The sequence below is a fragment of the Paraburkholderia sp. JPY419 genome, from assembly GCF_050435705.1.
GTDB lineage: Bacteria > Pseudomonadota > Gammaproteobacteria > Burkholderiales > Burkholderiaceae > Paraburkholderia > Paraburkholderia youngii.
This window is the reverse complement of sequence record NZ_JBNDKV010000002.1, coordinates 3,253,354-3,277,446: the sequence shown is the minus strand read 5'-3', so window position 1 is coordinate 3,277,446 and position 24,093 is coordinate 3,253,354. Positions and strand designations below refer to the sequence as shown.

The following is a 24,093-nucleotide window of genomic DNA, read 5'->3' as shown; positions in this document are numbered from 1 at the left end:
ATAAATCGCTTGCGGCCGTTCCACGTTCGCGCGGTAATGGACTTCATAAGCAACCAGACACGTGAGGAGTGCAAATGAAACATACGGAAACGACAACGCAAACGGAGAACACGCGGCACGTACTCACGGTTAAGGAGTTCTGCGAGCGCTATCGGATTGAACGGGGGCTCCTCTATCGTATGCGCCGTGACGGTCGCGGCCCGGATGTGTTGCAACTTGGGCGGCATGTCGTGATTACGATCGAGGCCGCGCGCGAGTGGGAAACGCGCATGACGGTGCGCCAACGCGGCACCGAAGCCGAAGCGACGACCGCGTAACACGCCGTAGCCGCAACACACAGTCGCACGGTCGTGGCTGTAGCAAACCGACCGTTATCCCGCGCCTGGGAACCAGAAAGAACCGAAGACATTTGTCGTGCGCATTCGTTGCGCGCGGCGAGCGTTCGCATTCGAAAACTGGAGCCGGCATGAACCAGAAAGAAAAGGGCCGCGCTGAAGGCGGCCCGAATGAACAAATGCAAGACGATTCTACCCATCGCGCATCACACCCGGCAAGACACCGGGCCGCGCCGGACTGTCCCAGCGTATCGAGCGCGCCATGACGATCAACCAGACTTACCGTGCTAGCCCGGTAAAGCGCCGGTATGGTGCGAGTCGCGTTCAGATGAGGCCAACAAAAGAACCCGCTGTTGCGAGCGCGCCAAACGCACAATGCGCCGACTACGACGCGCCGCGCTTCGCCGACGCGCAAGCGCTTGAGCGCTACTTCGACTCTCGCATTGCACGTGAACTCGAACGGTGCCGTGCGCGAATGAGCGAGGCCGAGTGGGCCGAACATCGCGCATGGATCGAGGCGAACGCGCGTGTCTCATTGCTCGAAGCGTTGCGCGCCCGCGCGAATCGGGGTGAGTTATGAACGCCGAACGTGACGTGCCGGGAAGTATCGATGCGGCGACGTACGCCAACCTGATCGAGCACAGCGGCAACCGGCGCGAGCAACTGGCCAATTCCGAAGCGAAGGCCGCGAAGGCTCGCGAAGCGAAGTCAGATGCCGCCGTCGCGGCCGATGCGAAGCGGAACGAAGCCGCCGTAGAACTGTTGCCGTTTTCGGAGGTTAAAGCCGTGAAGATTGAATGGTTGTGGCCTGATTTTTTACCACGCGGAAAACTGACGCTTCTTGCCGGTGCAAGTGGTGCATTCAAGACAACTTGCGCGCTCGACTGGGCGGCGACGCTCTCACGGGGCGGCGCGTGGCCGGACGGCACGCTTTGCGACAAGCCGCGTGATGTTGTCACATGGTCCGGCGAAGATAACATCGCAGACACGTTAGCGCCGCGCCTGATTGCGGCCGGTGCCGACCTTTCGCGCGTCTTTTACGTGAAGGCCAAAACGGTGGACGGTAAAGCGACATCTTTCGACCCGGCGCGCGACATGCTCCAACTCGAAGCGGCTATGGCCGGACATGACGTTGGCATGGTGATTATCGATCCGCTGTTAAGCGCTATTTCTGGCGACATGCACCGCGCGAATGAGGTTCGCATGGGGTTGCAGCCGCTTCTCGATATGGGCGAGCGCACCAACGCCAATATCACCGGCATCACGCACTTTTCGAAAGGCTCGAAAGGGCAACGGGTCGTAGACCGGTTTATCGGCTCTCAGGCATTCGGAGCCGTGCCGCGTATGACGATCGCATTTGCCCATAACCCCGAAACCGGCTCTCACGTTATGGCGCGGTCGAAAACGAATATTGCGCCTGAATGGGGCGGCTTCGCTTTCACTGTTGAACAGGTGATTGTAAAAGGCGATATACCGACCCAGCGCATCAATTGGGGCGGTTATCTCAATATGAGCCCAGAAGATATCGTTGCTGCGGTTGATGCCGAAGTTCAGGAAAAACTCGTTGAACAGGCGGAACATGAAAATTTCCTGAAGGGCATTCTGGCCGACGGGCCGAAGAGGACGACCGATGTCAAGAAAGAGGTAATGGGCGCGGGTCACGAATGGAAAGACATAACGAGAGCGCAAAAAGCGCTTGGCGTGATTGTGTACAAGCAACCAGGGGTGAAGGACGGACCGTGGTTCTGGCGCATGCCGTAACGGCTCGACCGTGAAGGAGAAGAATTCGGGCGAAGATCGAAGATTTCGGTTTTTCACGAACTCGGATTCTTCTAATCTTCAAATCTTCTCCCATAAAGGAAAACCCGTATGCCCCCGGCAAAGCCTTATCCAGAGAGAAGAAGGAGAAGATTAGAAGATTTTCAAAGTTGTTCTAAGGGGGTGAGTCTTTCTTTCATGGGCTCTCTCTTTCGAAGAGAAGATTAGAAGATTAGAAGATTTTGAGTTCGATAAAAACCGAAATCTTCAATCTTCCCCAAAAATCTTCTAACTCACGGAGTGACTCATGCGCACCCGCGACGAGAGGATCGACGAAGTCGCCGCGACGTTGCGTGTGTGGGCCGCCGACGAAGGTTTCGACCACGATACGCTGTTCGACGAATTCAGTGAAAGGGCAACGGCCCGCGCGCTACGCGTGTCGCCAAGCACGCTGTCGCGGTGGTACTGGGAAGGCACCGGCCCGATCCGGCCCGCACGTGTGCTGAACGGCCGGCGATGGTATTCGATCACTCAAATTGCCGCGTTGCTCGTCGACGGCGAGATCGGGGCCGCGAACTGATCCGGCTGTTTCATTCGTTCCATCCGTTCCGTTCGTTCCGTTTGCGCTGGAAAGCCCCGCCGGCGTGGTGGATGCTCCGCGTAGGGAATGACGACCGGAGAGACGTGCCATGCCTGTATCGATTGAAGCGAGCTACACCGCGAGCGGTAATGCCCTGGCCGTCATTCGCGCCGGCCGCGCGCTCGCCGTTAGCGGGAATGCTCCGGCCGCCGCGCGCGCCTGGCTGGTCGAGCAATACGGTGCGAACGATCCGGCAATCGCGCTCGTCGAGCGCGCCTCGGTGCTCACGACGAGCGCCGCGATCGAGCCGCCAGACTCGTTTGCGCGAGCGCTGGCTGACGTCGTGCTCCGGCGTTCGGTTGTCGGCCGGATCGAAGGTATCGCGCCGTTTACCCGCGTTGGATTCGAGGACGCGACCATGCGCGCGAGCGACGAGGCGGTTGGATTCTGGATCGCGGAGGCTATGCCGGTCCCGGCATTGCAAGGCGTCGATCCGTTCGTGGTCAACCAGATTCCCGTCACGAAAATAGGCGGTCTCGTGACCTTTAGCGCGGAGTTTGTCAAGCACGCCGGACCGCGCGCGGATGCGATTATCCGGCGTTGCGTCGAGAACGCATTGATCCGCCGGCTTGATGCTTCGCTGTTCGACGGCGCGGGCGGAGACGCGTCGCGGCCGCCGTCACTGGTCGACGCCGCGAGCACGATACCGGGGAGCGGCAACGCTGGGGAGGACGTCGCCGCCGCGCTCTCGACATTGCCGGAGGAGTATGGCGCCGAGCTCGTGTTGATCGTTTCGCCGTGGACCACACCGGCGCTGAACGCCTCCGGCGCGGCCGACGCGTCGACGCTCAACGCGCGCACCGGCGGACTGCTGTTCGGCTTTCCGTGCGTGACCTCGACGGCCGTTCCGCCGGGCGCCGTTGCGTGGGTTGTGCCGTCGCTGGTCCTATTGAGCGAAGCCGGCGCGTTTGTTGGCGCGTCGGACGCGGCCGTCATTGCCGCCGATGACGGCGACGGTGGCATCGAATTGCATTCGTGCTTTCAGGAAAATTTAACGTCCGTGCGCGGCGTTCTCTATATCGGCTGGAGAAAGTGCGAGCCGGCCGCCGCCGGCATGGTCTCCGACGTTGTGCCCGCAGCGATCCGGCCGGTTGCGAAGACGAAACGCACGCCGAGCGCGTAAGGGGACCGCCATGCAAACCGCACTGAACGCCGACGCCATGCGCGCGCAACGTGACTACTATCGCCGCGTCGACGAGCTGGAGCGCGCCGTACTGGCCGCCGTGCGATCCGGAGATTGCTTCGGACTTGCGCCTGACGTGAGCGCGATCACCGCCGCCGTGCTCGGCATGCCGTGCGCCAATCGCGGGCTCAATGTCGATTCGATCCTGATCGACCGCGACAACACGCGCGCGCAGTGGGTCGCGTTGCTCGTGCTGAGCGACGGCAATCACCGCACGCTGGCGGTCCCCTATCCCTGTGCGAACTGAGGAGGCGTCGCCATGACCGACTGTACCTGTGCTACTGGCCACTGCGCCTGTTACGGCGACGACGAGGCGACGCGTCTCGCCGAACGCGCAAGACAACGCGAGGCGTCCCGGCTGGAGTGGGCCGTGCTTGATTTGCTGAACGGCAAACCGGCCGGCGACGCATCGCCGCGCGCGCTCGAACTTGCCGCGTTGCTCGCGCCGCACCGCGAGGCGATCGTCGACGTGCTTGCGATCGATGTCGGCGTTTACTGGTGGTCGCATACCGGCGAGCAACAGGAGGCGCTTGTCGACTCGCGCCGGGTTCGCCTCGTGGCATAAGCGGAGACAACGGCAATGGCAAACAACGGCAACGGGCGCATCAAGCCTGGAAGGTTCCTCCGGTACGATGCGGCAAACGATCAGGGAATGCTCGCGGTACTGGCCCGCGTGGTCCTGGCCGGCCGGGCCGGGGACGACGAGCCCGTCGACCGGCTGACCGATCTTGAAGCGGTGAGGGCGTTGCCGCTCGCGCTGATCGCGGAGATCGGCTCCGCTACGCGCGTGGTACGCGCATCGCTGATCGTGCCTGTCGACGACGGCGAGGGCGACGGCGAGCGTTTGTCGTTCGAGACGGACACCGGCGTCGAAATCACCTTGCCGGCGACAAAGCCGGACAGGTCACGCGGTGCTCGCCAGGCGAACGGTACGGCCCGCGCTCCTGGCCGCGACAACGGGCACGCTGGCATGATCTGGAAATGAGCGCTGGCCTGGCACGGAAGACAAACCGCACGGCGCGCAAGGCGGCGTGTTGGCGTCGCACCTGACACCGGGGGGTATTCGGGCCTGACCGGAGGAGGCCAAAAACACCTAACGCCGGCTCACGCTTTCGCGAATGCGGGTCGCGCTGGCGTGAATTTTGTAGGCGGATGGCGAATAATGACCCCGCCTGACCCCGGCGCGGTGCGGCTTGGAGTCACACCGCACCGGCATGCAATCCGGTGCTCACTTGCAATCCCGCCAAGAATCAAATGGCCTTGGACAGGGAGGAAGTCAGGCTGCTCTTGGGAGTGGCTCAGTTCGGGTGACTCGACCCAAAAACTCGACAAAACCGACTGGCATCTTGCTCTTTCCAGCTAGGGTTCCGAGTGTAAGCAGGCTAAAGTTTGCCTTGTGTTCGCCCACCAAGGTCGTAAAGTACCCCGGTTCTTCCGAATTCCTGTCTTTCACCAAATGCTCTAGCCACTTATTAAAAAAGAAGAGACCGAACTTTCCTCGATATCGATCCTTGGAGTGCAGCTCATCAAAGGTTGTGGCGCAGGAGTCATATTCTTCGGCAGATGGTTCTCGTTCCATTTGCACTAAGTCCTGTGCGGACGCATCTGTGGACGTCACGCTATCGAGAGTCACACGAGCAAGCGGTCCTACTCGCTCGGGCAGGCGCTTGGTGAGCTCGATGCGAAGCGTACGAGCGACATATAATCGATAATTCACGGACCGCGTTACCGCCAAAAATTCCGCGTACATGGTCGCAAACAACTCCAATGCTTTCTCTCTTTCCTTGGCGCCGCCATGACAATGGAACTCATTCTTCAGTAGTTCATCAAGCACATCTTCTTCTACTAAATAATTTTCGACTGAGTATCTGTCAGTCATGAACAGATCATCCGAAGCATCTTCACCGCGAAGATCATCAAAATCTCTGTCGACAAAAAAGTAAACCCCTCTACCAATGTCATCCAAGTCTCGCCGAACCATCCGGCGAAGTTCCAATACGCCGGCTTTGCCGTTGCATATAAACGGCTCATACCGCAGGTCTCGATCGATTCGGCCAACCCAGGCATAGTAAACAAACTTGTCGTCGGGTCCCTCAAATGCAAAGACTGGGACGTCCGGCGCCCCCGACTTTAGCTGAGCTAGGCGCGTCTTTAGAACTGCTGCCACGTCTCGAGATTTCCTCATGTCCTCAAGAAGTGCTTCCTCTGCGTACTCTTCGCATTGGTAATCAGTCATTCGAATCATCCTCGTTGTCTGTCGGGTCGTCACTCCGTGCGTTTGGATCGACTTTCACCGACAGAGGCTTTGCGAACGGTTCGAGTTGGTTGTCGAAAATGAAAGGAGAGTGCGTAATCGCAATGACTTGGCTACACGACGGTGCCGCAAGCACGTCCAAGAGAATCTTTCGTTGCCAGTCAATCGACATTGAAAGCTCTGGTTCGTCAATCAGGATGATTTTATTTCCCGGATAGAGATATAATTTCGCGAACAGCGAAATCATTTGCTTTTCGCCCGACGATAATGATTCGATGGATATTTTTCTGCGAGGCGACACGCTTTCAACTTTCACGGCTAGCGCCTTTCGATCCACAGTCAATATTTTTCCGTCACCCGTCCGATGTTTCTGCACTTTGTTTTTATTGTTTTCAATGTCCGTGCTCGGATCTTCGCCAGATAGATAGCGATTGCATGAAAGAACAAAATTATCGACCATCAAATCGATTTCGCGGGTTGCCTTTATTACCTGATTCAGTTTTCCCAAAAAGTATGTCAAAAATTTGTTTGACTCAGACGAAATATCACTGTCATAAATACGGTCAACGGTAGGCATAGCGGTTTCGCTGAAGAAATTCCTTCTGGCGGATTTCAGCCGAGAGAAAAAAAGTCTCAACGATTCTTTACTGGGACGCTCTACCACATCGAAATCATCCCGGTCGAGTTCACCGGCAATGAGTTCATTGATAATGTCTGCACTGATTTTGCTGTAACCACGATTCGCCTCGCCAACAAGACGCTCGTTTAACCAAGCAAGCCTCTCAGAGATATCGGCCAATCCAAATTGAATATCGCCAGAATATATGCCGGTGCGAGGTATGTTAAGTATTTCCGATACACTCTTCCTGCGACCGAATTGGCTGCCGCGATCCGAATTTTCGGAAGGTAATGGCAACTCGATGCGGCGATACGTAGGCAAATAAACGATTTCCATCCCGGCAAAGGTATCGTTCAAAACTTTTCTGATATGAGCGATGTTTGGATGAGATTCTTCGATAGACGAAATTATCGCCGTGGCTGCGTTGACTATTTTATCGCTATCGTGCCGAAAGAATCTAATTAGTTTGTCGTATACGTCGTTTTCACCATAACGAACGTAATCGCCGCTTGAAAGCCTTTTGATATAGTCCGAGTTTATAAAGTCGTAAAGCTCGCTCGGACTTGAATTAATTCCGGCCGCGAGCTTATGAAGCCGCTCGTTAGCTGGAGTGCTTGCGATAGCCCGAACATCGTCTCGCGAAATTTCAAGGACGCTTTTGACATCTCTAAGTTTGCACTTGATTGAAGTGAAATGAAGACTGGCTAATCTATAAAATTCGCCTTTCAAAAAAGCGTCCAGTGCGCCGAGAAGGGTCGTTTTTCCCGCGCCGTTCCTTGCTATTAAGATCGTCGCGGCATATTGAGAGGTGAGGGTCACTGTACGGTAGCCGTACAGTCCCTCGATACTAAAGTGCTCTACTATTGATGCAGCCCCGCCGAGGGCAGTGTTCGAAGCCTCAGACATTTTTTCTTGTCCTTATTCTTGATGACGTACTGACAAAACCCGACGCCGGGAAGTATATATCGCTCGTTCGAAGATCGTTTGAGTTCTTGCCTTGGAACCAGCGCTGTAGGAAGTGCATCAGCTTCGGTTCATTGAGTCCGAGATTTGAGAGACAGGGGCAACTTTGCCCTCGAGCCGCCGCTTAGCAAGGCAGAGTTGCCGAGAAGTGTCCGTTAGTGGGCCACGACGAATGACGGCTCCTAGCCGAACACTTACTCATAAGGCCTTGACTCGATCAGTTGAATGCAGGCCGCCGTGCGCTCGGTACGGCTGGGGAAGGGAATGGGTGCGAAGCCGTACAGGCCGAGAAAACAAAAAACCCGCTCGAGGGCGGGTTTGATGGTGCGACGGTGTTTTGCCGGATTCTGGCGGCTGGCGCCCACATAGCGCCCAAATTTCGAAGAAAAGCTTCATTCCCGAAGCGGCCTGAATCGCGGAAAGCCTTACTAGGCTTTGGTTGCGGGGGTAGGATTTGAACCTACGACCTTCGGGTTATGAGCCCGACGAGCTGCCAGACTGCTCCACCCCGCGTCAGAGAAAAAAGATTATATAAGCTTGCTAGCAAAACGTCAAACCTATGCGCAGAACATTTATCGAACGACGTCGTCGCGATGAGATTCGAGCCCCGATGAACACGCATGAGCATGCGCCGTGAGCGCAAGACATGCGGGGCAGCCTCGTATTCCACGCATGGCGCGACGCACACAGCAAGTAGAATGTCGCCGACTTTGACCGGCGAGGCCCCCGCTATAATCGGCCTCGCTCTCATCACGCACGCACCGGATATTTTCGTGAAAATCGCCACCTGGAACGTCAACTCCCTCAAAGTCCGCCAGCAGCACGTCATCGACTGGCTCGCGAGCAGCGGCACCGACGTGCTGTGCCTGCAGGAACTGAAGCTCCCCGACGAAAAGTTTCCGCGCGCCGAACTCGAGGCGGTCGGCTATCGAAGCTGGTACGCGGGTCAGAAAACGTATAACGGTGTCGGCATTCTGGTGCGCGAAGGTTTGAACGTCGACGAAACCAGCATCGTGCGCAACATCCCCGGTTTCGAGGACCCGCAGCAGCGCGTGATCGCGGCGACCGTCGACGGCGTGCGCATCATCTCCGCGTATTTCCCCAACGGCCAGGCGCCCGGCACCGACAAGTTCGCGTACAAGCTACGCTGGCTCGACGCGCTGCACGACTGGCTCGCAACCGAGATGACACTGCATCCGAAGCTCGCGCTGCTCGGCGACTACAACATTGCGCCCGAAGATCGCGATGTGCACGACCCGAAGGCATGGGAAGGTCAGAATCTGGTGTCGCCCGAAGAGCGCGCCGCGTTCGTGCGGCTGATCGGCCTCGGTCTGCTCGACGCCTTCCGCCAGTTCGAGCAGCAGGAAAAGATCTATTCGTGGTGGGACTACCGGATGATGGCGTTCCGTCGCAACGCGGGGTTGCGCATCGATCACATCCTGCTGTCGAAGGCGCTGTCCGACATCTGCAAGGCGTGCGACATCGACAAGGTGCCGCGCAAATGGGATCAGCCGTCGGATCACGCGCCGGTGTTCGCGCAGCTCGGTTGATCCGGAACACAGGCACGAAGCGAGGCAGTGCGGCCTCGCTCCCCTATTGCTTTAAGCGTCGCCCAGCACACCCCACAAGAACTCGAACACCATCGCATCATGCTCGGCCTGCTCCAGCTCATCGGAGCCGCCGTGTCCGCCTTCCGTATTCTCCCGGTACCACACGTTCTGCGCGCCCAGCGCCTGCATGCGCGCGGCCATCTTGCGCGCGTGGCCGGGATGCACGCGATCGTCGGCGGTCGACGTCATGAATAGCACCGGCGGATACGCGACGCCCGCCGCGAGGTTGTGATACGGCGAATACGCGGCGAGCGTGCGCGCTTCATCGGGTTCGTCCGGGTCGCCGTACTCGTCGATCCACGATGCGCCCGCGTGCAGCAGGTGATATCGGCTCATATCGAGCAACGGCACCTCGCACACGACCGCGCCGAATAGCTCCGGCCGCTGCACCATGCAGGCGGCCACCAGCAGACCGCCGTTGCTGCCGCCCTGAATGCCGAGCTGCGCGGCGCTCGTCACGCCTCTCGCGATCAGCGCTTCGGCGACCGCGATGAAATCATCGAACGCGCGCTGGCGATTTTCTCCCTGCGCCGCCGTGTGCCAGCGCGTGCCGAACTCGCCGCCGCCGCGAATATGTGCGACCACGTACACGCCGCCGCGTTCGAGCCAGCCGATGCCCTGCCCCGTCAGATAGCTCGGCAACAGCGGAATCGCGAAGCCGCCGTAGCCGCTCAGCAGACACGGACGCGTCGATTGTCGATCGCCCGGCGATGACAGTGCTTCCTTCGGCCCAATCACCGTGTACGGTATGCGCGTGCCATCGGCCGATACCGCATGGCCGCGCGTCACGGCAGCGCTCGTCGCGTCGAACTGCGTCGGCCAACGGTCGAGCAACTCCCATTCGCCGGGCTCGTCGCGCGCGAGATCGGAGAGCCAGTAGGCAGGCGGTTGCAGATAATCGTCGGTGTCGACGAACACTTCGTCGTTCAGCGTCGACTCGACCGGCGACACATCGACCTGTGCATCGCCGCGCGCCGCAAACACGCGCTCGCGCCAGTGCCACGTGCCGTCCTCGCGCTGCGAAGGCGTCCAGATCAGCGTCTTGGCGCGTACGTCGTCGAGATACGACACGATCAGATGATGGCGCGTATGCGTCCAGTCGCAGGCCGAGGTCAGCGGTGTCGGCGTGAAAAGCGGCGTCACGTCGCGCTCGCCGCGCAAAAACGCGTCCTCGCGAATCGCGAGCAGCGCGCCGCCAGGATAGCGCGCGCGATTGCCGTCCCACTCGCAGTCCCAGTCGAGCCGTGGCTCTAGCAGCAGCCAGCCCTGCCACGCCCCCACCGCGACATGCGACGGCACCTCGTAACGATGCCAGGCATCGCTGACGTGGTCGAGGTAATAGGTGTGCGAATCGAAAAAGTCGACGCTGCTCGTCACCGTATGCCGGCGATCGAGCGGATCGTAATTCGCCTCCACGCCGATGTCGTCAAACTCGCCGCGAAACACGACGGGCGCGTCGGCGAGCGCGGTGCCACGGGTCCAGCGCCGCACGTCGCGTGGATAACCGGAACGCGTCAGCGTCTTGCGCCCGTTGTCCCAGCCGACGTACAGCGTATCGCGATCGATCCACGACACCGTGTGCTTGCCCGCCTTTGCTATCGCGAAACCATCGTCAATGAAACGCCGCGCGTCGAGATCGAACTCGCGCACGGCGAGCGCGTCCGAGCCGCCCGGAGACATCGTGATCAGCGCGCGGTCGCCGTCCGGATAAAGGATGTCGAGATCGACGCACACCCACGGTGTGCCTTCGGCCGCGCCGAGCGCGTCGAAGTCGAGCAGGTTCTGCCACACCGGCGCGCCGGCGCGCCATGCGGCCCACGCGGTGCGTCGCCAGATGCCGCGCGGATTGCTCGCGTCCTGCCACAGATCGTAGGCCCAGTCCTTCCAGCGATCAGGAATCACCGGGCGCTCGCGCGGCAGATAGGCATCGGCGAGCCGGCGTCTGAGCGCGTCGAACGACGCGCCGCTGCACCACGCCGCACGGGTGCGCGCATTCTGCGCGTCGACCCATGCGAGTGCGTCGGTGTCGTACAGCTCTTCGAGCGACAGGAAAGGATCGGGGGAAAGCGGCCACTCGAACGGGGCGGGAGAAGCGGGAGAAGCTGGCATCGTCGGCTGTCGGATCGGAACAGCGTTGATTATGCCTCGTGCACGACAGTTGCCGGTTTGCCGCAACGCGCGATGCAAAAACGACGAAGGCGGCCTAAGCCGCCCTCGCCTGCGATGCAGGATCGCTCAATACGACCGCATCAAGGCTCGAGATTGAGCTCCTGAATCTTGCGCGTAATCGTATTGCGCCCGATACCGAGCCGCTCGGCCGCCTCGACCTTGCGGCCGCGCGTGAAGTCGAGCGCCTCGCGGATCACGGCCGCTTCGAAGCGGCGCGCGAGTTCGTCCATCACGTCGGCCGCGTTCTCGCGCAGCATGCGCGCGACTTCGGTGCGCAGGCCGCCTTCCCATGCGCTCAGCGCGGTGGCGACCGACGCACCGCCCGCACCGACCGGATGCACGAGCGTGCTGGCGTTCGCGCCAGCGAGCGGCGCACCGACCGTGAATCCCGCATTGGTCGTCGCGGCGCCATCCGTCGTCGCGCCTGCGGCGGCGCCCGCACCGGGCTCGCTCCCGCCGCCGTGCGCGGGACCGAGATCGGGCGGCAGATCCTTGATTTCGATCGTCTGCGCGGGCGCCATCACCGTGAGCCAGTTCGCGAGATTCTCGAGTTGCCGCACGTTGCCCGGAAACGGCAGCGACGCCAGATACGCGAGCGCCTCGTCGGACACGCGCTTCGGTTCGACACCGAGATCACGCGCGCTCTTCTGCAGGAAATGTCGCGTCAGCAGAGGAATGTCCTCGCTACGCTCGCGCAACGCGGGCAAGCGCAAGCGGATCACGTTCAGACGGTGATACAGGTCCTCGCGAAACAGCCCCTGCCGCACGCGCGCTTCGAGATTCTGGTGTGTCGCCGCGATCACGCGCACATTCGCGCGCAGCGGATTGTGGCCGCCCACGCGATAGAACTGTCCGTCCGACAGCACGCGCAACAGACGCGTCTGCAGATCGAACGGCATGTCGCCGATTTCGTCGAGAAACAGCGTGCCGTTCTCGGCCTGTTCGAAGCGTCCCTGGCGCATCGCCTGCGCGCCGGTGAACGCCCCACGCTCATGACCGAACAGTTCGGACTCCAGCAGATCCTTCGGAATCGCGGCCGTGTTCAACGCGATGAAGGGGCCGTTCGCGCGTGGGCTATGTCGGTGCAGCGCACGCGCGACCAGTTCCTTCCCGGTGCCTGATTCGCCGGTAATGAGCACGGTGGCCGCCGAATGCGACAGGCGACCGATCGCGCGAAACATGTCCTGCATCGCGGGTGCCTGGCCGAGCATCTCGGGCGCTTCGGCGACGCGCTCGTCCCACGTCTGCTCGCCACGCATGCTTTCGTCGACCGCGCGGCGAATCAGCTCGACAGCCTTATCGACATCGAACGGCTTCGCCAGATACTCGAACGCACCGCCCTGGAATGCGGCCACCGCGCTATCGAGATCCGAGAACGCGGTCATGATGATGACCGGCAAGCCTGGCACCTTGTCGCGGACGGTTTGCAGCAGCTCCAGCCCGGAGCCGCCGGGCATGCGGATATCGGAGACCAGCACCTGCGGGCTGTCGTGATCGAGCGCGGCCGACGCTTCGCGCACGTTGGCGAAGCTGCGCGTCGCGAAGTTCTCGCGCGCCAGCGCTTTCTCGAGCACCCAGCGAATTGATTGATCGTCGTCTACTATCCAGATCGGCTTCATATGGTTCGGTCAGAAGTCTTGAGGTGCTTGTGGTATCTAGAGGTCGAGCGGCAGCAGAATCTGAAACTCGGTATGGCCCGGCCGGCTGTCCACCTCGATCAGACCTTCGTGCTGCTGCACGAAGGTCTGCGCAAGCGTTAGACCGAGACCGCTGCCGTCCTCGCGCCCCGATACGAGCGGATAGAAAATGCGGTCGCGAATCTCTTCCGGAATGCCTGGGCCGTTGTCGACGATATGCAAGTCCAATGCCAGCTTGCACAGGCGTTTTGAAATCGTGACCTTCCGCGCGATGCGCGTACGCAACTCGATGCGCGCATCGCCCTGCGAGATCCGCTCGCGCAACGCCTCGGCCGCATTGCGCACGATGTTCAGCAGCGCCTGGATCAGCTGCTCCTTGTCGCCGCGCAGATCCGGCACGCTGACGTCGTAGTCGCGCTCGATCGTCAGGCCGCGCGGAAATTCCGCGAGAATCACCTGACGCACACGCTCGCACACCTCGTGAATATTCACGTCGCCGACGATATGCGGATGCCGGTGCGGTTCGAGCAGGCGGTCGACCAGCGTCTGCAGCCGGTCCGACTCCTTGATGATGACCTGGGTGTATTCGCGCAACTCGTCGCGTTGACGCTCGCCGAGTTCGAACTCGAGCAGTTGCGCGGCGCCGCGAATGCCGCCGAGCGGATTCTTGATTTCGTGCGCGAGATTGCGGATCAGATGCTTGTTGACGGCCGTCAGGTCGTTGATGCGCTCTTCGCGGTCGGTGCGCAGATGTCGCTCGTTCTCGAACAGTTCGAGCAACACGTAGTCCTGCGCGCTTTCCAGAAAGCCGACGATCGCATGCACGTGCAGCGGCTCGTGGCCGGGACGCTCGAGCACGGCGTCCAGATGCGTCGCGTGAAAACGGTGCGCGGCGATCGCGGTGATCGTCGCGACCAGTTCGTCCGCATTCGAGAAGATGTCCGGCCACGCCATCTGCGTAAGCTGCTTGCGCGACATCTCCAGCATCGACTCCGCCGACGGATTCGCGAACGCGACGCGCAGCGTGCGCTTCTCGAGCACCAGCACGACGGTGGGCAACGCCTCGAAGCCTGGCAGCAAGCCAGAGCTCACAAGCTGCACGTCATCCGACAGCGTCTGTTCGTGTCCTTTCCTTGCCTTGATCAGATTCTTGAGAACCATCTTGCAGTGTGGCCGGTAGGAGATGGTGATAAATCAGGAGTGCGGCCTGTTGGTGATTCGTCGCAATGCATGTCGCCCGCGCGCGGCCGGCCGTGCGTACGGCCTAACGAAAAAGGGACGGCGCCGCCGTCCCTTCGTGACCGATCGCGAGCGTCGGGCAAAGCGCTTCGCCGCGTGAAGGGCGAAGCGCCATCGCCGCTTACAGCGAGTAGTACATTTCGAATTCGATCGGGTGCACCGACTGACGATAGCGTTGCAGCTCGCCCGTCTTCAGTTCGATGTACGCGTCGAGCATCGAATCCGTGAACACGCCACCGCGCGTCAGGAACTCGCGGTCCGCGTCGAGTGCGTCGAGAGCCTGGTCGAGGCCGGCGCACACGGTCGGGATCTTTGCATCCTCTTCCGGCGGCAGGTCGTACAGGTTCTTGTCGGCAGCTTCGCCCGGGTGAATCTTGTTCTGTACGCCGTCCAGACCCGCCATCATCAGCGCGGAGAAGCACAGGTACGGATTCGCCAGCGGATCCGGGAAGCGCGTTTCGATACGGCGGCCCTTCGGGTTCGACACGTGCGGAATACGGATCGATGCCGAACGGTTGCGAGCCGAGTAAGCCAGCTTGACCGGCGCTTCGAAGTGCGGCACGAGACGCTTGTACGAGTTCGTACCCGGGTTGGTGATCGCGTTCAGCGCGCGAGCGTGCTTGATGATGCCGCCGATGTAGAACAGCGCGAATTCCGACAGACCTGCGTAACCATTGCCCGCGAACAGGTTCTGGCCGTCCTTCCAGATCGACTGGTGAACGTGCATGCCCGAGCCGTTATCGCCGACGACCGGCTTCGGCATGAACGTCGCCGTCTTGCCGTACGTGTGCGCGACGTTGTGGACGATGTACTTCATCTGCTGCAGCCAGTCCGCGCGCTGCACGAGCGTCGAGAACTTGGTGCCGATTTCGTTCTGGCCCTGACCTGCCACTTCGTGGTGGTGCACTTCGACCGGAATGCCGATCTGTTCGAGCAGCAGACACATTTCCGAGCGGATGTCCTGGAACGTGTCGACCGGCGCGACCGGGAAGTAGCCGCCCTTGGTGCCCGGACGGTGGCCGGTGTTGCCGCCTTCGAATTCCTTCGCCGACGACCACGGTGCTTCTTCCGAACCGATCTTGATGAAGCAGCCCGACTGGTCCGTGTTCCACTGCACCGAGTCGAAAATGAAGAATTCCGGTTCCGGACCGAAGTAAGCGGTGTCGCCGAGGCCCGAGCTCTTCAGGTACGCTTCGGCGCGCTTCGCGAGCGAGCGCGGATCGCGCTCGTAGCCCTTGCCGTCAGCCGGTTCGACGACGTCGCAGGTCAGCACGAGGGTCGATTCTTCGAAGAACGGGTCGATGAAGGCCGTGTTCGCGTCCGGGACCAGCAACATGTCCGATGCTTCGATGCCCTTCCAGCCGGCAATCGACGAACCGTCAAACGCATGGCCGCTTTCGAACTTGTCTTCATCGAATGCCGACACCGGCACCGAAACGTGTTGCTCTTTGCCGCGCGTGTCGGTGAAGCGGAAGTCGACAAACTTGACGTCTTCGTCTTTGACGAGTTGAACGACGTCGGCCACGGATTTACTCATAACCTATCTCCTGATTAACAATTTCGGCGGATTTCAGCCGCCGCCCAATCTAGCTGACCCGTCCCGGAACGTCCACTTATACGGCGTCGCAGGCGGAAAATTCTGCGGGACCAATCGATCGGCACCAATAAAGCAGATAGTGTGCCACCTCTGGGCCCGCTATGAGCCAATTCGGCGCCCATCGTTACTGCGCTTACGTCTGCGGGCTACGCGCGGAGCGCGGGCTGCGCTACCCAGAAACGCCCGAGCATCCTTGTGCACCAGTTTCGTGCATTCACCGCTTTGGAAAACGCGCTATCTTCCATTTTGGTGCATCTGGGCAAAATCGCACCAAACTTGCGCATCGAGGTTGGGACAGCGCCCGGCGACTGCCCCACGACGCCCAGTCTACCCAGGTCTGCGCGGTGCCTGCCGCGCGCTAGAATGATCATTTGGTCCGAAGGAGATTGACGCTCATGAGCACGCTCGAACAGCTTTACGCGAAGGCGGACGCCCGTCGCGCCGAGAACCAATTGCCCTACGCGGGCGCGGTATCGCCGGCCGAGGCGTTCGAATTGCTGGAACTCGATCCGCGCACGCGTCTCGTCGACGTCCGTACCCGCGCCGAACTCGACTGGGTCGGCCGGCCGGTGATCGGTGATGGCCAATACGCGCATGTCGAATGGACGCGCTATCCGGGCGCCGTGCCCAATCAGGAGTTCATGCAGCAACTCGCGCAGGTCGCCTCGCCCGACACGCCCGTGCTGTTCCTGTGCCGCAGCGCCGCGCGCTCGAAGCTCGCCGCGATCGCCGCGACCCAGGCCGGCTTCACGAAGGCGTACGACCTGCTGGAAGGCTTCGAAGGCGACAAGGACGGCCAGGGGCATCGGAAGACGGTGTCGGGATGGTGTTTTCGCGGCTTGCCGTGGATCGGCGCCTGATGGCGGACTGGCGCACTGTCGTCACATGCGCAAGTCCTGTCTAGCGGGGGCTGAGGCAGGCTAATCGAAACAGGACGCGCCGACCACGCACTGATTGCATCGTCGGCGCGGGTTGTGACACTACGATGTCGCGGCTCGCGCCAACCCGACCCTCAGGCGCGAACCGCTGTCGCGTTCTCAGCTTCGCGGCTTACCCGTGGCGGCCGCCGCCGCTGCCGCGACTTCAGGCTCGACGATGTCGCCACCGAGCAGATGCACCCCTTCGCGCAGCTTCACGAAAGCCGCGGCGACGGCTTCCGGCTCACCCTTCACCCCGAGATCGATGTGATGCCGCGCATACACGCCGCCGCGCTCCGCATCCCCGACGCTCGGCAGGCTGAACACCCGCACGCCCGGAAAATCCCGCTCGATTTTCTCCATCAGCGGCGTTACGCGCGACTCCGGCAGCTCGAACACCAGCAGCGACTTTTCGGCGTGCGGCGTGGTGTGATGCAGATGCGCGTACTGCGTGTCCAGCACCCACTCGATCATCGGCCAGGCCATCACCGGGAAACCCGGCACGAAATGGTGCTGGCGGATCGAAAAACCCGGAATCTTGTTGTAGCCGTTCGGAATGATGTCGGCGCCCTGCGGATACGTGCCCATGTTCAGGCGATGCCGGTTCTCGGGCGAGTTCAGATCCAGCGGTGTCGTTGAAGTCGCCGGATACATGTCGCGGATGCGCTCCTGGATGAGCTTCGCGGCCTGCGGATGCAGCTCGAGCGGCACGCCGAGCGCGGCCGCCGCGCACTGGCGCGTGTGGTCGTCAGGTGTCGCGCCGATGCCGCCCGTCGAGAAAACGATGTCGCCCGACGCGAACGTCCGACGCAGCGTCGCCGTGATGCGCTCCGGATCGTCGCCGATGTACTCCGCCCAGCCGAGCGACAGCCCGCGCGCCCGGAGCAACTCGATGACCTTCGGTAGATGCTTGTCGACGCGCCTGCCCGACAGGATTTCATCGCCGATGATGATGACGCCAAATGCCATTGCCGCCTCTTTCGTTTGATCAATAGGGAACCGGCGCGACCTCGCGCGCGCCGCCAGACGCTTCCGCCCGCATACGCTGCAGCGCGCGCAGGCAGTAGTTGCCGAACCATAGCGCCGAGAACACGAGGATGAACGCGTAAATCCAGATCGTCACCGTGGTAATCACCGGGAACAGCACGATCAGCCATACCGACGACGCCCACAGCAGCGTCGGCAGCGAACCTAGCAGGCCGCTCACGACGCCGATCAGCAGCAGCGGCAAGCGGTGGCGCCGCACGAGTTCACGCCGCTCGTCGCGCGTCGCATGCAACGCGAGCGCGTCGTAGGTCATCACCCGATACGTGAGCCAGCCCCACAGCAGCGGAGGAATCAGCGCGAAGAACGGCGGTACGAGCCACAGCGGCAACGTGACGATCAGCAGCACGAGACACAGCAGCGTGGTCCAGAGCGCCTGACCGAGGCTACCGTACCATGTTCCGCCGCGGCGTATCTCCAGCCCGGCGAATTGGCGCGCCGCGAGAAAGCGGATCACGGCCGGCATCGACAGCATGGCGATCAGCAGCAGCACCGTGACGACGATCAACGGGATCGCCATTGCAATTACGATGAACGGCGCGATGACCGCGTGCAGCGTCGAGAAACCGAGCACGTCGAACAGATGATAAAGCGTGGCGGTGAAAGACCAGTCGTCGAGCCACGTGCGGGTCGCGCCGGTCACCGTCTGCCAGCAGAACCACAGGAGCAAGCCCCAGCCGACCGTCGCGACGATAAACGGTTTGAAGGTCAGCCAGAGCATGCGCGGATGCACCGCGCTTGCGAGTGCACGCCCAAACGAGCGCAACAGATCATTCATGCGAGCCAATGCCTGCGAACGGAACGATGGACAGGAAAAATGCGCCGCGCGCCGGCCTGGCATGCTGGTGGGGCACTGGAGGTGCGCACGAACGTGCACAGCATAAACCAAGGGACACGCCGCCGGCGGAAGTGGGCGGCGGGGCGGAGCGCGTGCTCGAGAGAATCCGCAATGGACTCAGAATGAACTCTGAATGGACTCTGAAAGGACTCAAACGGCAGCGGTGTCGTTGCCGGTTGCGCGGCGCTTCAATACCAGGCGATGCGCGATGCGCACGAAGGCGAACCAGTGCTGCGCCCAGAAGCCATCGCCATAGCGGCGGCCTTCGAGCTGATCGCTGATACCGGTCGGCTCCACGTCGCGGCTCCACGACGCGCTGCGGAACAGCATGTCCCACCATGGGAACAACACGCCGAAATTGCAGCCGTACTTGCGCCCTTCATGACCTAAGCCGATTGCGTGGTGACGGCGATGGAACGCCGGACTGACGAGCAGCCGCTCGCCGAGCCAGCCGTAATACAGCCGGATGTTCGCGTGCTGCACGCTCTGCGCGAGGTTCGTGATCGCGACCAGCACGACGAACTGCGACGGCGGCACACCGATCGCGAGCGAGATCACCGCGAAGAACGACGCCTGCAGCAAATCATCGAGCAGATGGTTACGATCGTCGGACCAAAGCGACATCTGCCGCTGACTATGGTGTACCGCATGCAGTTCCCACCACACGCCGAAGCGGTGCTGCCCGCGGTGATACCAGTAGCCGGCGAAATCGAGCACGAACAGATACATGACGAACGTGACGAGCGGCTGCGTGGTCACGCCGGGCCACAGGTTGTCGAAGTTCAGGTTCGCGATGCCGTGAAGCCTGAGCCAGCCTTGCACGTTGTCGAAGAACGGCTGCAGTGCGAAGAAAAAGAAAAGATTCAGAATGCCGAGCTTGGCGATCCACGTGTACAGCACGTCGACCCGCACTGCCTTGCGGTTCTCCCATTGCTCGACCGGACGCAGCGCCTCGAGCGGACGCAGGATCGCGTACATCGCGAGCACCTCGAGCACACCGACGATGACCCAGTACAGGCTGTCGTACGTGTCCTCGTCGTAGTCCATCAGATTGAAACGGAACAGCAGCGGCTGTACCACGTCGACGTACAGCCACGTCTGCGTGGCTGAAACGAAGCTGTCGAGTGTCGAGAAAATCAGATGGAACATGATGCTGGCCTGTTACTTCATCCCTGGTGGCTCGTGGCGCCGGGGCTCTGCTGCGTTGCTCCCAGGCACCCCCTGAGACCCCTCAAGCACCGTTCGGCGCCGTGACCGGCGCGCGGTTGAAGAAATAGATGCCATGCGGCGAGCGGCCGACCGCAATCGTCTGGATCAGCTTGCGCGTGTTGAGATCGATGATGCCAATGTGCTTCGCGAAGCGGAAGGTCACCCACAGATAGCGCTTGTCGGCGGAAAGCTCCATGTCGTCCGGTCCCGGCATCAGGCCGGTGATATCGCCGACGTTGGTGAGCGTGTCTTCGTCGATGATGCTGATCGTGCTAGCGACGCGGTTCGACACCGCGACATGCTTGCCGTCGGCGAGCGAGCGGAAGTTGTGAGCGCCCTTGCCCGTGTGAATCGTCTTGACGACTTTCTGGTTGCGCCAATCCACGACGGCGACGTAGTCCTCGCCGGTCATGCCGACGAGCAGGTACTTTTCGCCCGGCGTCATCCACAGGCCCGCGGGCACCTTGCCGACCTTCATCTTCCATTTGACGGTTTGCGTGGGCAGGTCGATGGCGGCGAGTTCGCCCGAGATCTGCAGCGAAACGAACACCGTCCTGCTGTCATTCGTGAACGCCATATGGCTGGGCATCACCGCGAGCGGCAGCCGTGAAGCCAGCGTCATCTGGTTTTTCTGGTTGTCGTAGTGGTAGATGTCGAGGCGGTCGAGCCGCAAGCCCGTAGTGACGAGCCACTTGCGATCCGGCGAAAAACCGATTTGATAGGGATCTTCGATGTTCTCGACCCAACGCTGCAACTGCCCCGTTTTCGGATCGACGAACATCAGGCTGTTCGACACCGAATTGGCGACGATCAGCGAGGAATTGTCCGGCGTGGCCATCAGGTGATGCGGTTCCTTGCCCGTGGGCACGGTGCCGATGACCTGGCGGCTGTTCTCGTCGATCAGGCTCAGCGTGGCCTCACCGGAATTGAGCACGATCACGTTATTGGCGTGCGCCGCCGGAGAAAAAAAGCTTGCGGCGGCGACCAGCACCGCAGTTGCGGCGAACGTGGCAGTCAAGCCGGGAAGAAGAAATTTACGCATGAAAACTCGCTTCGGAGAACAACGGTCATTGTAGAACGTTTGCCGGTCCGAGCGGTTGACGTAAGTCACCGGGCGACGAGCGAAAAATGACGGATGCGATGAAGTGCGGCCGCGCGTGGGAAAGTTCGTCTGCCACGTCCCGTTTGATGCTCGCGCCGCGGGTTTTCGAGTGAGGAATCAATGTGCTCTCCTTGCCAGAATCAATCATGCATCAGCCACACGCCAATATCGCCCAAAGCAATAACCAAAACAATAGGAATATTCTTTTTTTCGCGTCAATAAATCTACCTTTATTAATATATTTTTTAGCCCAATTGAATTTCGGAGTTCGCTGATATCTGAATTGCGCGCGGGCATCGGAGAATTCTTCCTGCGCGTTGTCCCGCCAGCGCCTCATCCGTGCGAACCACGCGTACAACGCGGGGACGACGCGCGCTCGACCAAATAGCGCAAGCAGCTTCACCAATGGCAAGGGTTTTTATTTCAAGATTTTCAAACTTACCCGGGCAATAACGTCACACCAATCTCGAATTACGCACCACACGCCACGAACTAAAATAATGCGGAGGATTTTAAATTGATGAACAAGAATATTTCGATAATTGGCCGTACCACATCTCAAAGAAAGGTCGCAGCGGCGCAAACTGCCTGCCTGCAAACACACCGTGCTTCCGCCCGCCAGAAAAGCATCGCCCGAGCAGTTCGACGTACCGCGGGTGTTGCCATAGCGGCGGCCCTGTGCGTCACGGAAGCGAACGGCGCCGGCGTCGATTCCGTCGAGGTAGGCACGGCCAGCGCGCCCGCCGACGCCGCGGTCGCGATAGGCGCACAGGCCATCGCAAGCGGCAACTCATCGCTGGCGATCGGCTCGCAGGCGAACGCGCAAAACGACGGCGCGCTCGCGGTAGGGGCAGGCGCCACGGCGCAGGGCGACAGCGCAGTCGCCGTGGGTCTCTCCTCTTCCGCAAAAGGCGAAGGCGCAAGCGCCTTTGGGCCCTATGCGAATGCGCAGGCGGAACGCGCGACCGCGGTCGGTCTCGACGCGTCGGCGCTCGGTGTCGACTCGGTCGCAACGGGCTCCGGTTCAATGGCGGCGAATTCGGCCGCCTCCGCGTTTGGCTCCCAATCCACGGCAACCAGCGTCGGATCGACCGCGCTCGGCTATGTCGCGCAGGCCGGAGGCACCAACTCGCTTGCCGCCGGAGCATGGGCCTCGGCACTGGCGGACTCGAGCGTCGCCCTTGGTAGTAACACCCTCGTCAGCGGTGTCGGCGCCATCGCCCTCGGCGTCGCTGCGCAGGCGAGCGGCGCCTACGCCAGCGCAATCGGCTTCGGCGCAACGGCAGCGGGAGCCGGCGCGATCGCGCTCGGCAGCAACGCAAACGCGAGCGCCGACAATAGCGTCGCGCTGGGCGCCAATGCCAGCACCACGACGGATCTGTCGCAAAGCGCATTTGTGCCCGGGGGAGCGGACGCTACCCCGGTCGCGGCCCGCATCGCGACAGGCGAAGTCTCACTTGGCTCGGCGAATAATGAGCGTCGCCTGACCAACGTCGCCGCGGGCGCTGCGCCCACTGACGCGGTCAACGTGAGCCAGTTGAACGCGGTCGACAACAAGGTCGATGCACTCGCTGAAAGCAGCGCGCTGCACTACCTCAGCGCTGCCGACCCGGCCGACGGCTCCAACAACGCGCTCGCAGAAGGCACGCACGCGCTCGCCGTGGGCAGCAACGCCAGCGCCGTCGGCGCCAACGCAAGCGCATTCGGCACGAGCGCCAGCGCGAGCGCAACGGACTCGACCGCGATAGGCGCGGGCGCCGTCGCCGGCACGGCCGGCGCGACCTCGCTGGGCGCGTCAGCGTCGGCCTACGGCTCAGGGGCCACGGCGCTCGGGGCCAGCGCGACGGCAAACGGCGACGGCACGCTCGCGATCGGCTCTGGTGCCAGCGCAGCCGCCGACAACGCACTTTCGCTCGGCTATCAGTCGAGCGCGCTGGCGGCGAACGCCGTCGCGCTCGGTCAGGGCTCGATCGCCGATCGCGCGGGGACCGTATCGGTCGGGTCAGCGGGCAACGAGCGTCAGATCACCAACGTCGCGGCCGGCACCGCGGACACCGATGCGGTCAACGTCGCCCAGCTGAAAGCGGTGAGCGATCAGAGCAGCGCGAGCGCGGCGAAACTCGACGGCGCGGTCATGTACGACACGAACGCCGACGGCAGCATCAATCGGAACAGCATTACGCTCGGCGGCGATACCACGGAGGGCACCGCCATCCACAACCTCGCGAACGGCGTGCGGGCGTCCGACGCGGTCAACCTCGGTCAGCTGAACGCGGCGCTCGAAGGGGCGATCAATAACGCGGCGACCGGTTCGGCCGGCGCGTTATTCAGTGCTGCGGGTGATAGCGCGACTGAAACCGCGCAAGCATCCGGTGCACACGCGATTGCGGCCGGGGCGAATGCGCGGGCAAGCGGCGCCAACGCGGCAAGCGTCGGGGCGAACGCCATCGCCAGCGGCAACAACGCGACGGCGGTCGGCGCCGCGGCCAGCGCGAGCGCCGACAACTCGGTGGCCTTGGGCCAGGGCTCCATCGCAGACCGAGCGAACTCAGTATCGGTTGGCTCGGTGGGCCAGGAGCGCCAGATCACCAACGTCGCGGCCGGCGTGCGAGGCAGCGACGCGGTCAACGTCAATCAGTTGCAGCAAAGCATGAGCGGCGCGATCAGCGCGGCGAATCGCTATACGGACGATCAGATCCGTTCCGCCCGCCGGGACAGCTACGGGGGCACGGCATCGGCGCTCGCGATGACAGGCTTGCCGCAAGCGGTCCTGCCCGGACACGGCATGGTCGCGATGGCGGCCGGCACGTACGGCGGTCAATCCGCGCTCGCAATCAGCGTGTCGCAGTTGTCGGACACCGGCAAATGGATCTACAAGGCCCAAGGCAGCGCCGACTCACGCGGGCAGTTCGGCGCATCGATCGGCGCGGGGATGCATTGGTGAAATCAGCACGGGCGATCGTGTCAGGCAAAGCCCGG

Annotated in this window: 20 protein-coding genes and 1 tRNA gene; 10 read left to right on the top strand and 11 right to left on the bottom strand. The window is 61.6% G+C overall.

What is annotated here, in order from left to right:
* The first annotated feature begins 74 nt into the window (after nt 1-74).
* From QFZ91_RS21305 to QFZ91_RS21275, 7 genes are all read left to right on the top strand, one after another.
* On the top strand, nt 75-317 hold the full coding sequence (locus QFZ91_RS21305) for a hypothetical protein (RefSeq protein ID WP_429568342.1): 243 nt from the start codon (nt 75-77) through the stop codon (nt 315-317).
* A gap of 594 nt (nt 318-911) precedes the next feature.
* Nucleotides 912-2,096 carry an AAA family ATPase gene (locus tag QFZ91_RS21300; protein ID WP_429568341.1) on the top strand — a complete coding sequence of 395 codons (1,185 nt, stop codon included), beginning with the start codon at nt 912-914 and terminating at the stop codon, nt 2,094-2,096.
* A 304-nt stretch (nt 2,097-2,400) separates the two neighbouring features.
* Entirely contained in the window at nt 2,401-2,673 is a 273-nt protein-coding gene (locus QFZ91_RS21295) for a hypothetical protein (protein WP_429568340.1), read from the top strand.
* Between the two features lie 109 nt (nt 2,674-2,782).
* Nucleotides 2,783-3,856: a phage major capsid protein gene (locus QFZ91_RS21290; protein WP_429568339.1), complete on the top strand. Its 1,074-nt coding sequence runs from the start codon at nt 2,783-2,785 to the stop codon at nt 3,854-3,856.
* Between the two features lie 10 nt (nt 3,857-3,866).
* Nucleotides 3,867-4,163, top strand: a complete 297-nt coding sequence (locus QFZ91_RS21285; RefSeq protein ID WP_429568338.1) for a hypothetical protein — start codon at nt 3,867-3,869, stop codon at nt 4,161-4,163.
* Between the two features lie 12 nt (nt 4,164-4,175).
* Nucleotides 4,176-4,481 (top strand): hypothetical protein, encoded by a 306-nt coding sequence (locus QFZ91_RS21280; protein ID WP_429568337.1) that lies wholly within the window; start codon nt 4,176-4,178, stop codon nt 4,479-4,481.
* Between the two features lie 15 nt (nt 4,482-4,496).
* Complete coding sequence (locus QFZ91_RS21275; protein ID WP_429568336.1) at nt 4,497-4,901, top strand: hypothetical protein; 405 nt, start codon at nt 4,497-4,499, stop codon at nt 4,899-4,901.
* A 291-nt stretch (nt 4,902-5,192) separates the two neighbouring features.
* On the opposite strand, the gene QFZ91_RS21270 is transcribed toward QFZ91_RS21275, so the two are convergent.
* The 3 genes from QFZ91_RS21270 to QFZ91_RS21260 form a co-directional block, all read right to left on the bottom strand.
* Nucleotides 5,193-6,152, bottom strand: coding sequence for a DUF4435 domain-containing protein (locus QFZ91_RS21270; RefSeq protein WP_429568335.1), 960 nt, complete (start codon nt 6,150-6,152; stop codon nt 5,193-5,195).
* Nucleotides 6,145-7,695, bottom strand: a complete 1,551-nt coding sequence (locus QFZ91_RS21265; protein ID WP_429568334.1) for an AAA family ATPase — start codon at nt 7,693-7,695, stop codon at nt 6,145-6,147. Before QFZ91_RS21265 ends, QFZ91_RS21270 begins: the two co-directional genes overlap by 8 nt.
* Before the next feature lie 493 nt (nt 7,696-8,188).
* Nucleotides 8,189-8,265, bottom strand: a tRNA-Met gene (locus QFZ91_RS21260).
* Nucleotides 8,266-8,525: 260 nt separating this feature from the next.
* On the opposite strand from QFZ91_RS21260, the gene xth reads away from it, so the two are divergent.
* Nucleotides 8,526-9,302 carry an exodeoxyribonuclease III gene (gene xth / locus QFZ91_RS21255; protein WP_176124101.1) on the top strand — a complete coding sequence of 259 codons (777 nt, stop codon included), beginning with the start codon at nt 8,526-8,528 and terminating at the stop codon, nt 9,300-9,302.
* A gap of 51 nt (nt 9,303-9,353) precedes the next feature.
* On the opposite strand, the gene QFZ91_RS21250 is transcribed toward xth, so the two are convergent.
* The 4 genes from QFZ91_RS21250 to glnA form a co-directional block, all read right to left on the bottom strand.
* Nucleotides 9,354-11,471 (bottom strand): prolyl oligopeptidase family serine peptidase, encoded by a 2,118-nt coding sequence (locus QFZ91_RS21250; RefSeq protein WP_429568333.1) that lies wholly within the window; start codon nt 11,469-11,471, stop codon nt 9,354-9,356.
* A 140-nt stretch (nt 11,472-11,611) separates the two neighbouring features.
* Nucleotides 11,612-13,150, bottom strand: coding sequence for a nitrogen regulation protein NR(I) (gene ntrC / locus QFZ91_RS21245; protein ID WP_429568332.1), 1,539 nt, complete (start codon nt 13,148-13,150; stop codon nt 11,612-11,614).
* 36 nt (nt 13,151-13,186) lie between these two features.
* Nucleotides 13,187-14,329, bottom strand: a complete 1,143-nt coding sequence (glnL, locus tag QFZ91_RS21240) for a nitrogen regulation protein NR(II) (protein WP_018435399.1) — start codon at nt 14,327-14,329, stop codon at nt 13,187-13,189.
* A gap of 199 nt (nt 14,330-14,528) precedes the next feature.
* Nucleotides 14,529-15,944, bottom strand: a complete 1,416-nt coding sequence (gene glnA / locus QFZ91_RS21235; protein WP_176108159.1) for a type I glutamate--ammonia ligase — start codon at nt 15,942-15,944, stop codon at nt 14,529-14,531.
* 455 nt (nt 15,945-16,399) lie between these two features.
* Here glnA and QFZ91_RS21230 point away from each other — a divergent pair, with 455 nt between their 5' ends.
* Nucleotides 16,400-16,864: a rhodanese-like domain-containing protein gene (locus QFZ91_RS21230; RefSeq protein WP_013089841.1), complete on the top strand. Its 465-nt coding sequence runs from the start codon at nt 16,400-16,402 to the stop codon at nt 16,862-16,864.
* 177 nt (nt 16,865-17,041) lie between these two features.
* Here the strand turns inward: QFZ91_RS21230 and QFZ91_RS21225 are convergent, their stop codons facing one another.
* From QFZ91_RS21225 to QFZ91_RS21210, 4 genes are all read right to left on the bottom strand, one after another.
* On the bottom strand, nt 17,042-17,890 hold the full coding sequence (locus QFZ91_RS21225; RefSeq protein ID WP_429497161.1) for a competence/damage-inducible protein A: 849 nt from the start codon (nt 17,888-17,890) through the stop codon (nt 17,042-17,044).
* Between the two features lie 19 nt (nt 17,891-17,909).
* Nucleotides 17,910-18,743, bottom strand: coding sequence for an EI24 domain-containing protein (locus QFZ91_RS21220; protein ID WP_429568331.1), 834 nt, complete (start codon nt 18,741-18,743; stop codon nt 17,910-17,912).
* Nucleotides 18,744-18,953: 210 nt separating this feature from the next.
* Entirely contained in the window at nt 18,954-19,952 is a 999-nt protein-coding gene (locus QFZ91_RS21215) for a sterol desaturase family protein (RefSeq protein ID WP_429568330.1), read from the bottom strand.
* An 82-nt stretch (nt 19,953-20,034) separates the two neighbouring features.
* Nucleotides 20,035-21,054: a beta-propeller fold lactonase family protein gene (locus QFZ91_RS21210; RefSeq protein ID WP_429568329.1), complete on the bottom strand. Its 1,020-nt coding sequence runs from the start codon at nt 21,052-21,054 to the stop codon at nt 20,035-20,037.
* Between the two features lie 580 nt (nt 21,055-21,634).
* On the opposite strand from QFZ91_RS21210, the gene QFZ91_RS21205 reads away from it, so the two are divergent.
* Nucleotides 21,635-24,058 (top strand): YadA family autotransporter adhesin, encoded by a 2,424-nt coding sequence (locus QFZ91_RS21205; RefSeq protein WP_429568328.1) that lies wholly within the window; start codon nt 21,635-21,637, stop codon nt 24,056-24,058.
* Nucleotides 24,059-24,093 lie beyond the last annotated feature (35 nt).

Coding starts and splice junctions, on each gene's coding strand:
- QFZ91_RS21305 (WP_429568342.1), top strand. CDS start 75: ATGAAACATACGGAAACGACAACGCAAACGGAGAACACGCGGCACGTA.
- QFZ91_RS21300 (WP_429568341.1), top strand. CDS start 912: ATGAACGCCGAACGTGACGTGCCGGGAAGTATCGATGCGGCGACGTAC.
- QFZ91_RS21295 (WP_429568340.1), top strand. CDS start 2,401: ATGCGCACCCGCGACGAGAGGATCGACGAAGTCGCCGCGACGTTGCGT.
- QFZ91_RS21290 (WP_429568339.1), top strand. CDS start 2,783: ATGCCTGTATCGATTGAAGCGAGCTACACCGCGAGCGGTAATGCCCTG.
- QFZ91_RS21285 (WP_429568338.1), top strand. CDS start 3,867: ATGCAAACCGCACTGAACGCCGACGCCATGCGCGCGCAACGTGACTAC.
- QFZ91_RS21280 (WP_429568337.1), top strand. CDS start 4,176: ATGACCGACTGTACCTGTGCTACTGGCCACTGCGCCTGTTACGGCGAC.
- QFZ91_RS21275 (WP_429568336.1), top strand. CDS start 4,497: ATGGCAAACAACGGCAACGGGCGCATCAAGCCTGGAAGGTTCCTCCGG.
- QFZ91_RS21270 (WP_429568335.1), bottom strand. CDS start 6,152: ATGACTGATTACCAATGCGAAGAGTACGCAGAGGAAGCACTTCTTGAG.
- QFZ91_RS21265 (WP_429568334.1), bottom strand. CDS start 7,695: ATGTCTGAGGCTTCGAACACTGCCCTCGGCGGGGCTGCATCAATAGTA.
- QFZ91_RS21250 (WP_429568333.1), bottom strand. CDS start 11,471: ATGCCAGCTTCTCCCGCTTCTCCCGCCCCGTTCGAGTGGCCGCTTTCC.
- ntrC (WP_429568332.1), bottom strand. CDS start 13,150: ATGAAGCCGATCTGGATAGTAGACGACGATCAATCAATTCGCTGGGTG.
- glnL (WP_018435399.1), bottom strand. CDS start 14,329: ATGGTTCTCAAGAATCTGATCAAGGCAAGGAAAGGACACGAACAGACG.
- glnA (WP_176108159.1), bottom strand. CDS start 15,944: ATGAGTAAATCCGTGGCCGACGTCGTTCAACTCGTCAAAGACGAAGAC.
- QFZ91_RS21230 (WP_013089841.1), top strand. CDS start 16,400: ATGAGCACGCTCGAACAGCTTTACGCGAAGGCGGACGCCCGTCGCGCC.
- QFZ91_RS21225 (WP_429497161.1), bottom strand. CDS start 17,890: ATGGCATTTGGCGTCATCATCATCGGCGATGAAATCCTGTCGGGCAGG.
- QFZ91_RS21220 (WP_429568331.1), bottom strand. CDS start 18,743: ATGAATGATCTGTTGCGCTCGTTTGGGCGTGCACTCGCAAGCGCGGTG.
- QFZ91_RS21215 (WP_429568330.1), bottom strand. CDS start 19,952: ATGTTCCATCTGATTTTCTCGACACTCGACAGCTTCGTTTCAGCCACG.
- QFZ91_RS21210 (WP_429568329.1), bottom strand. CDS start 21,054: ATGCGTAAATTTCTTCTTCCCGGCTTGACTGCCACGTTCGCCGCAACT.
- QFZ91_RS21205 (WP_429568328.1), top strand. CDS start 21,635: ATGAACAAGAATATTTCGATAATTGGCCGTACCACATCTCAAAGAAAG.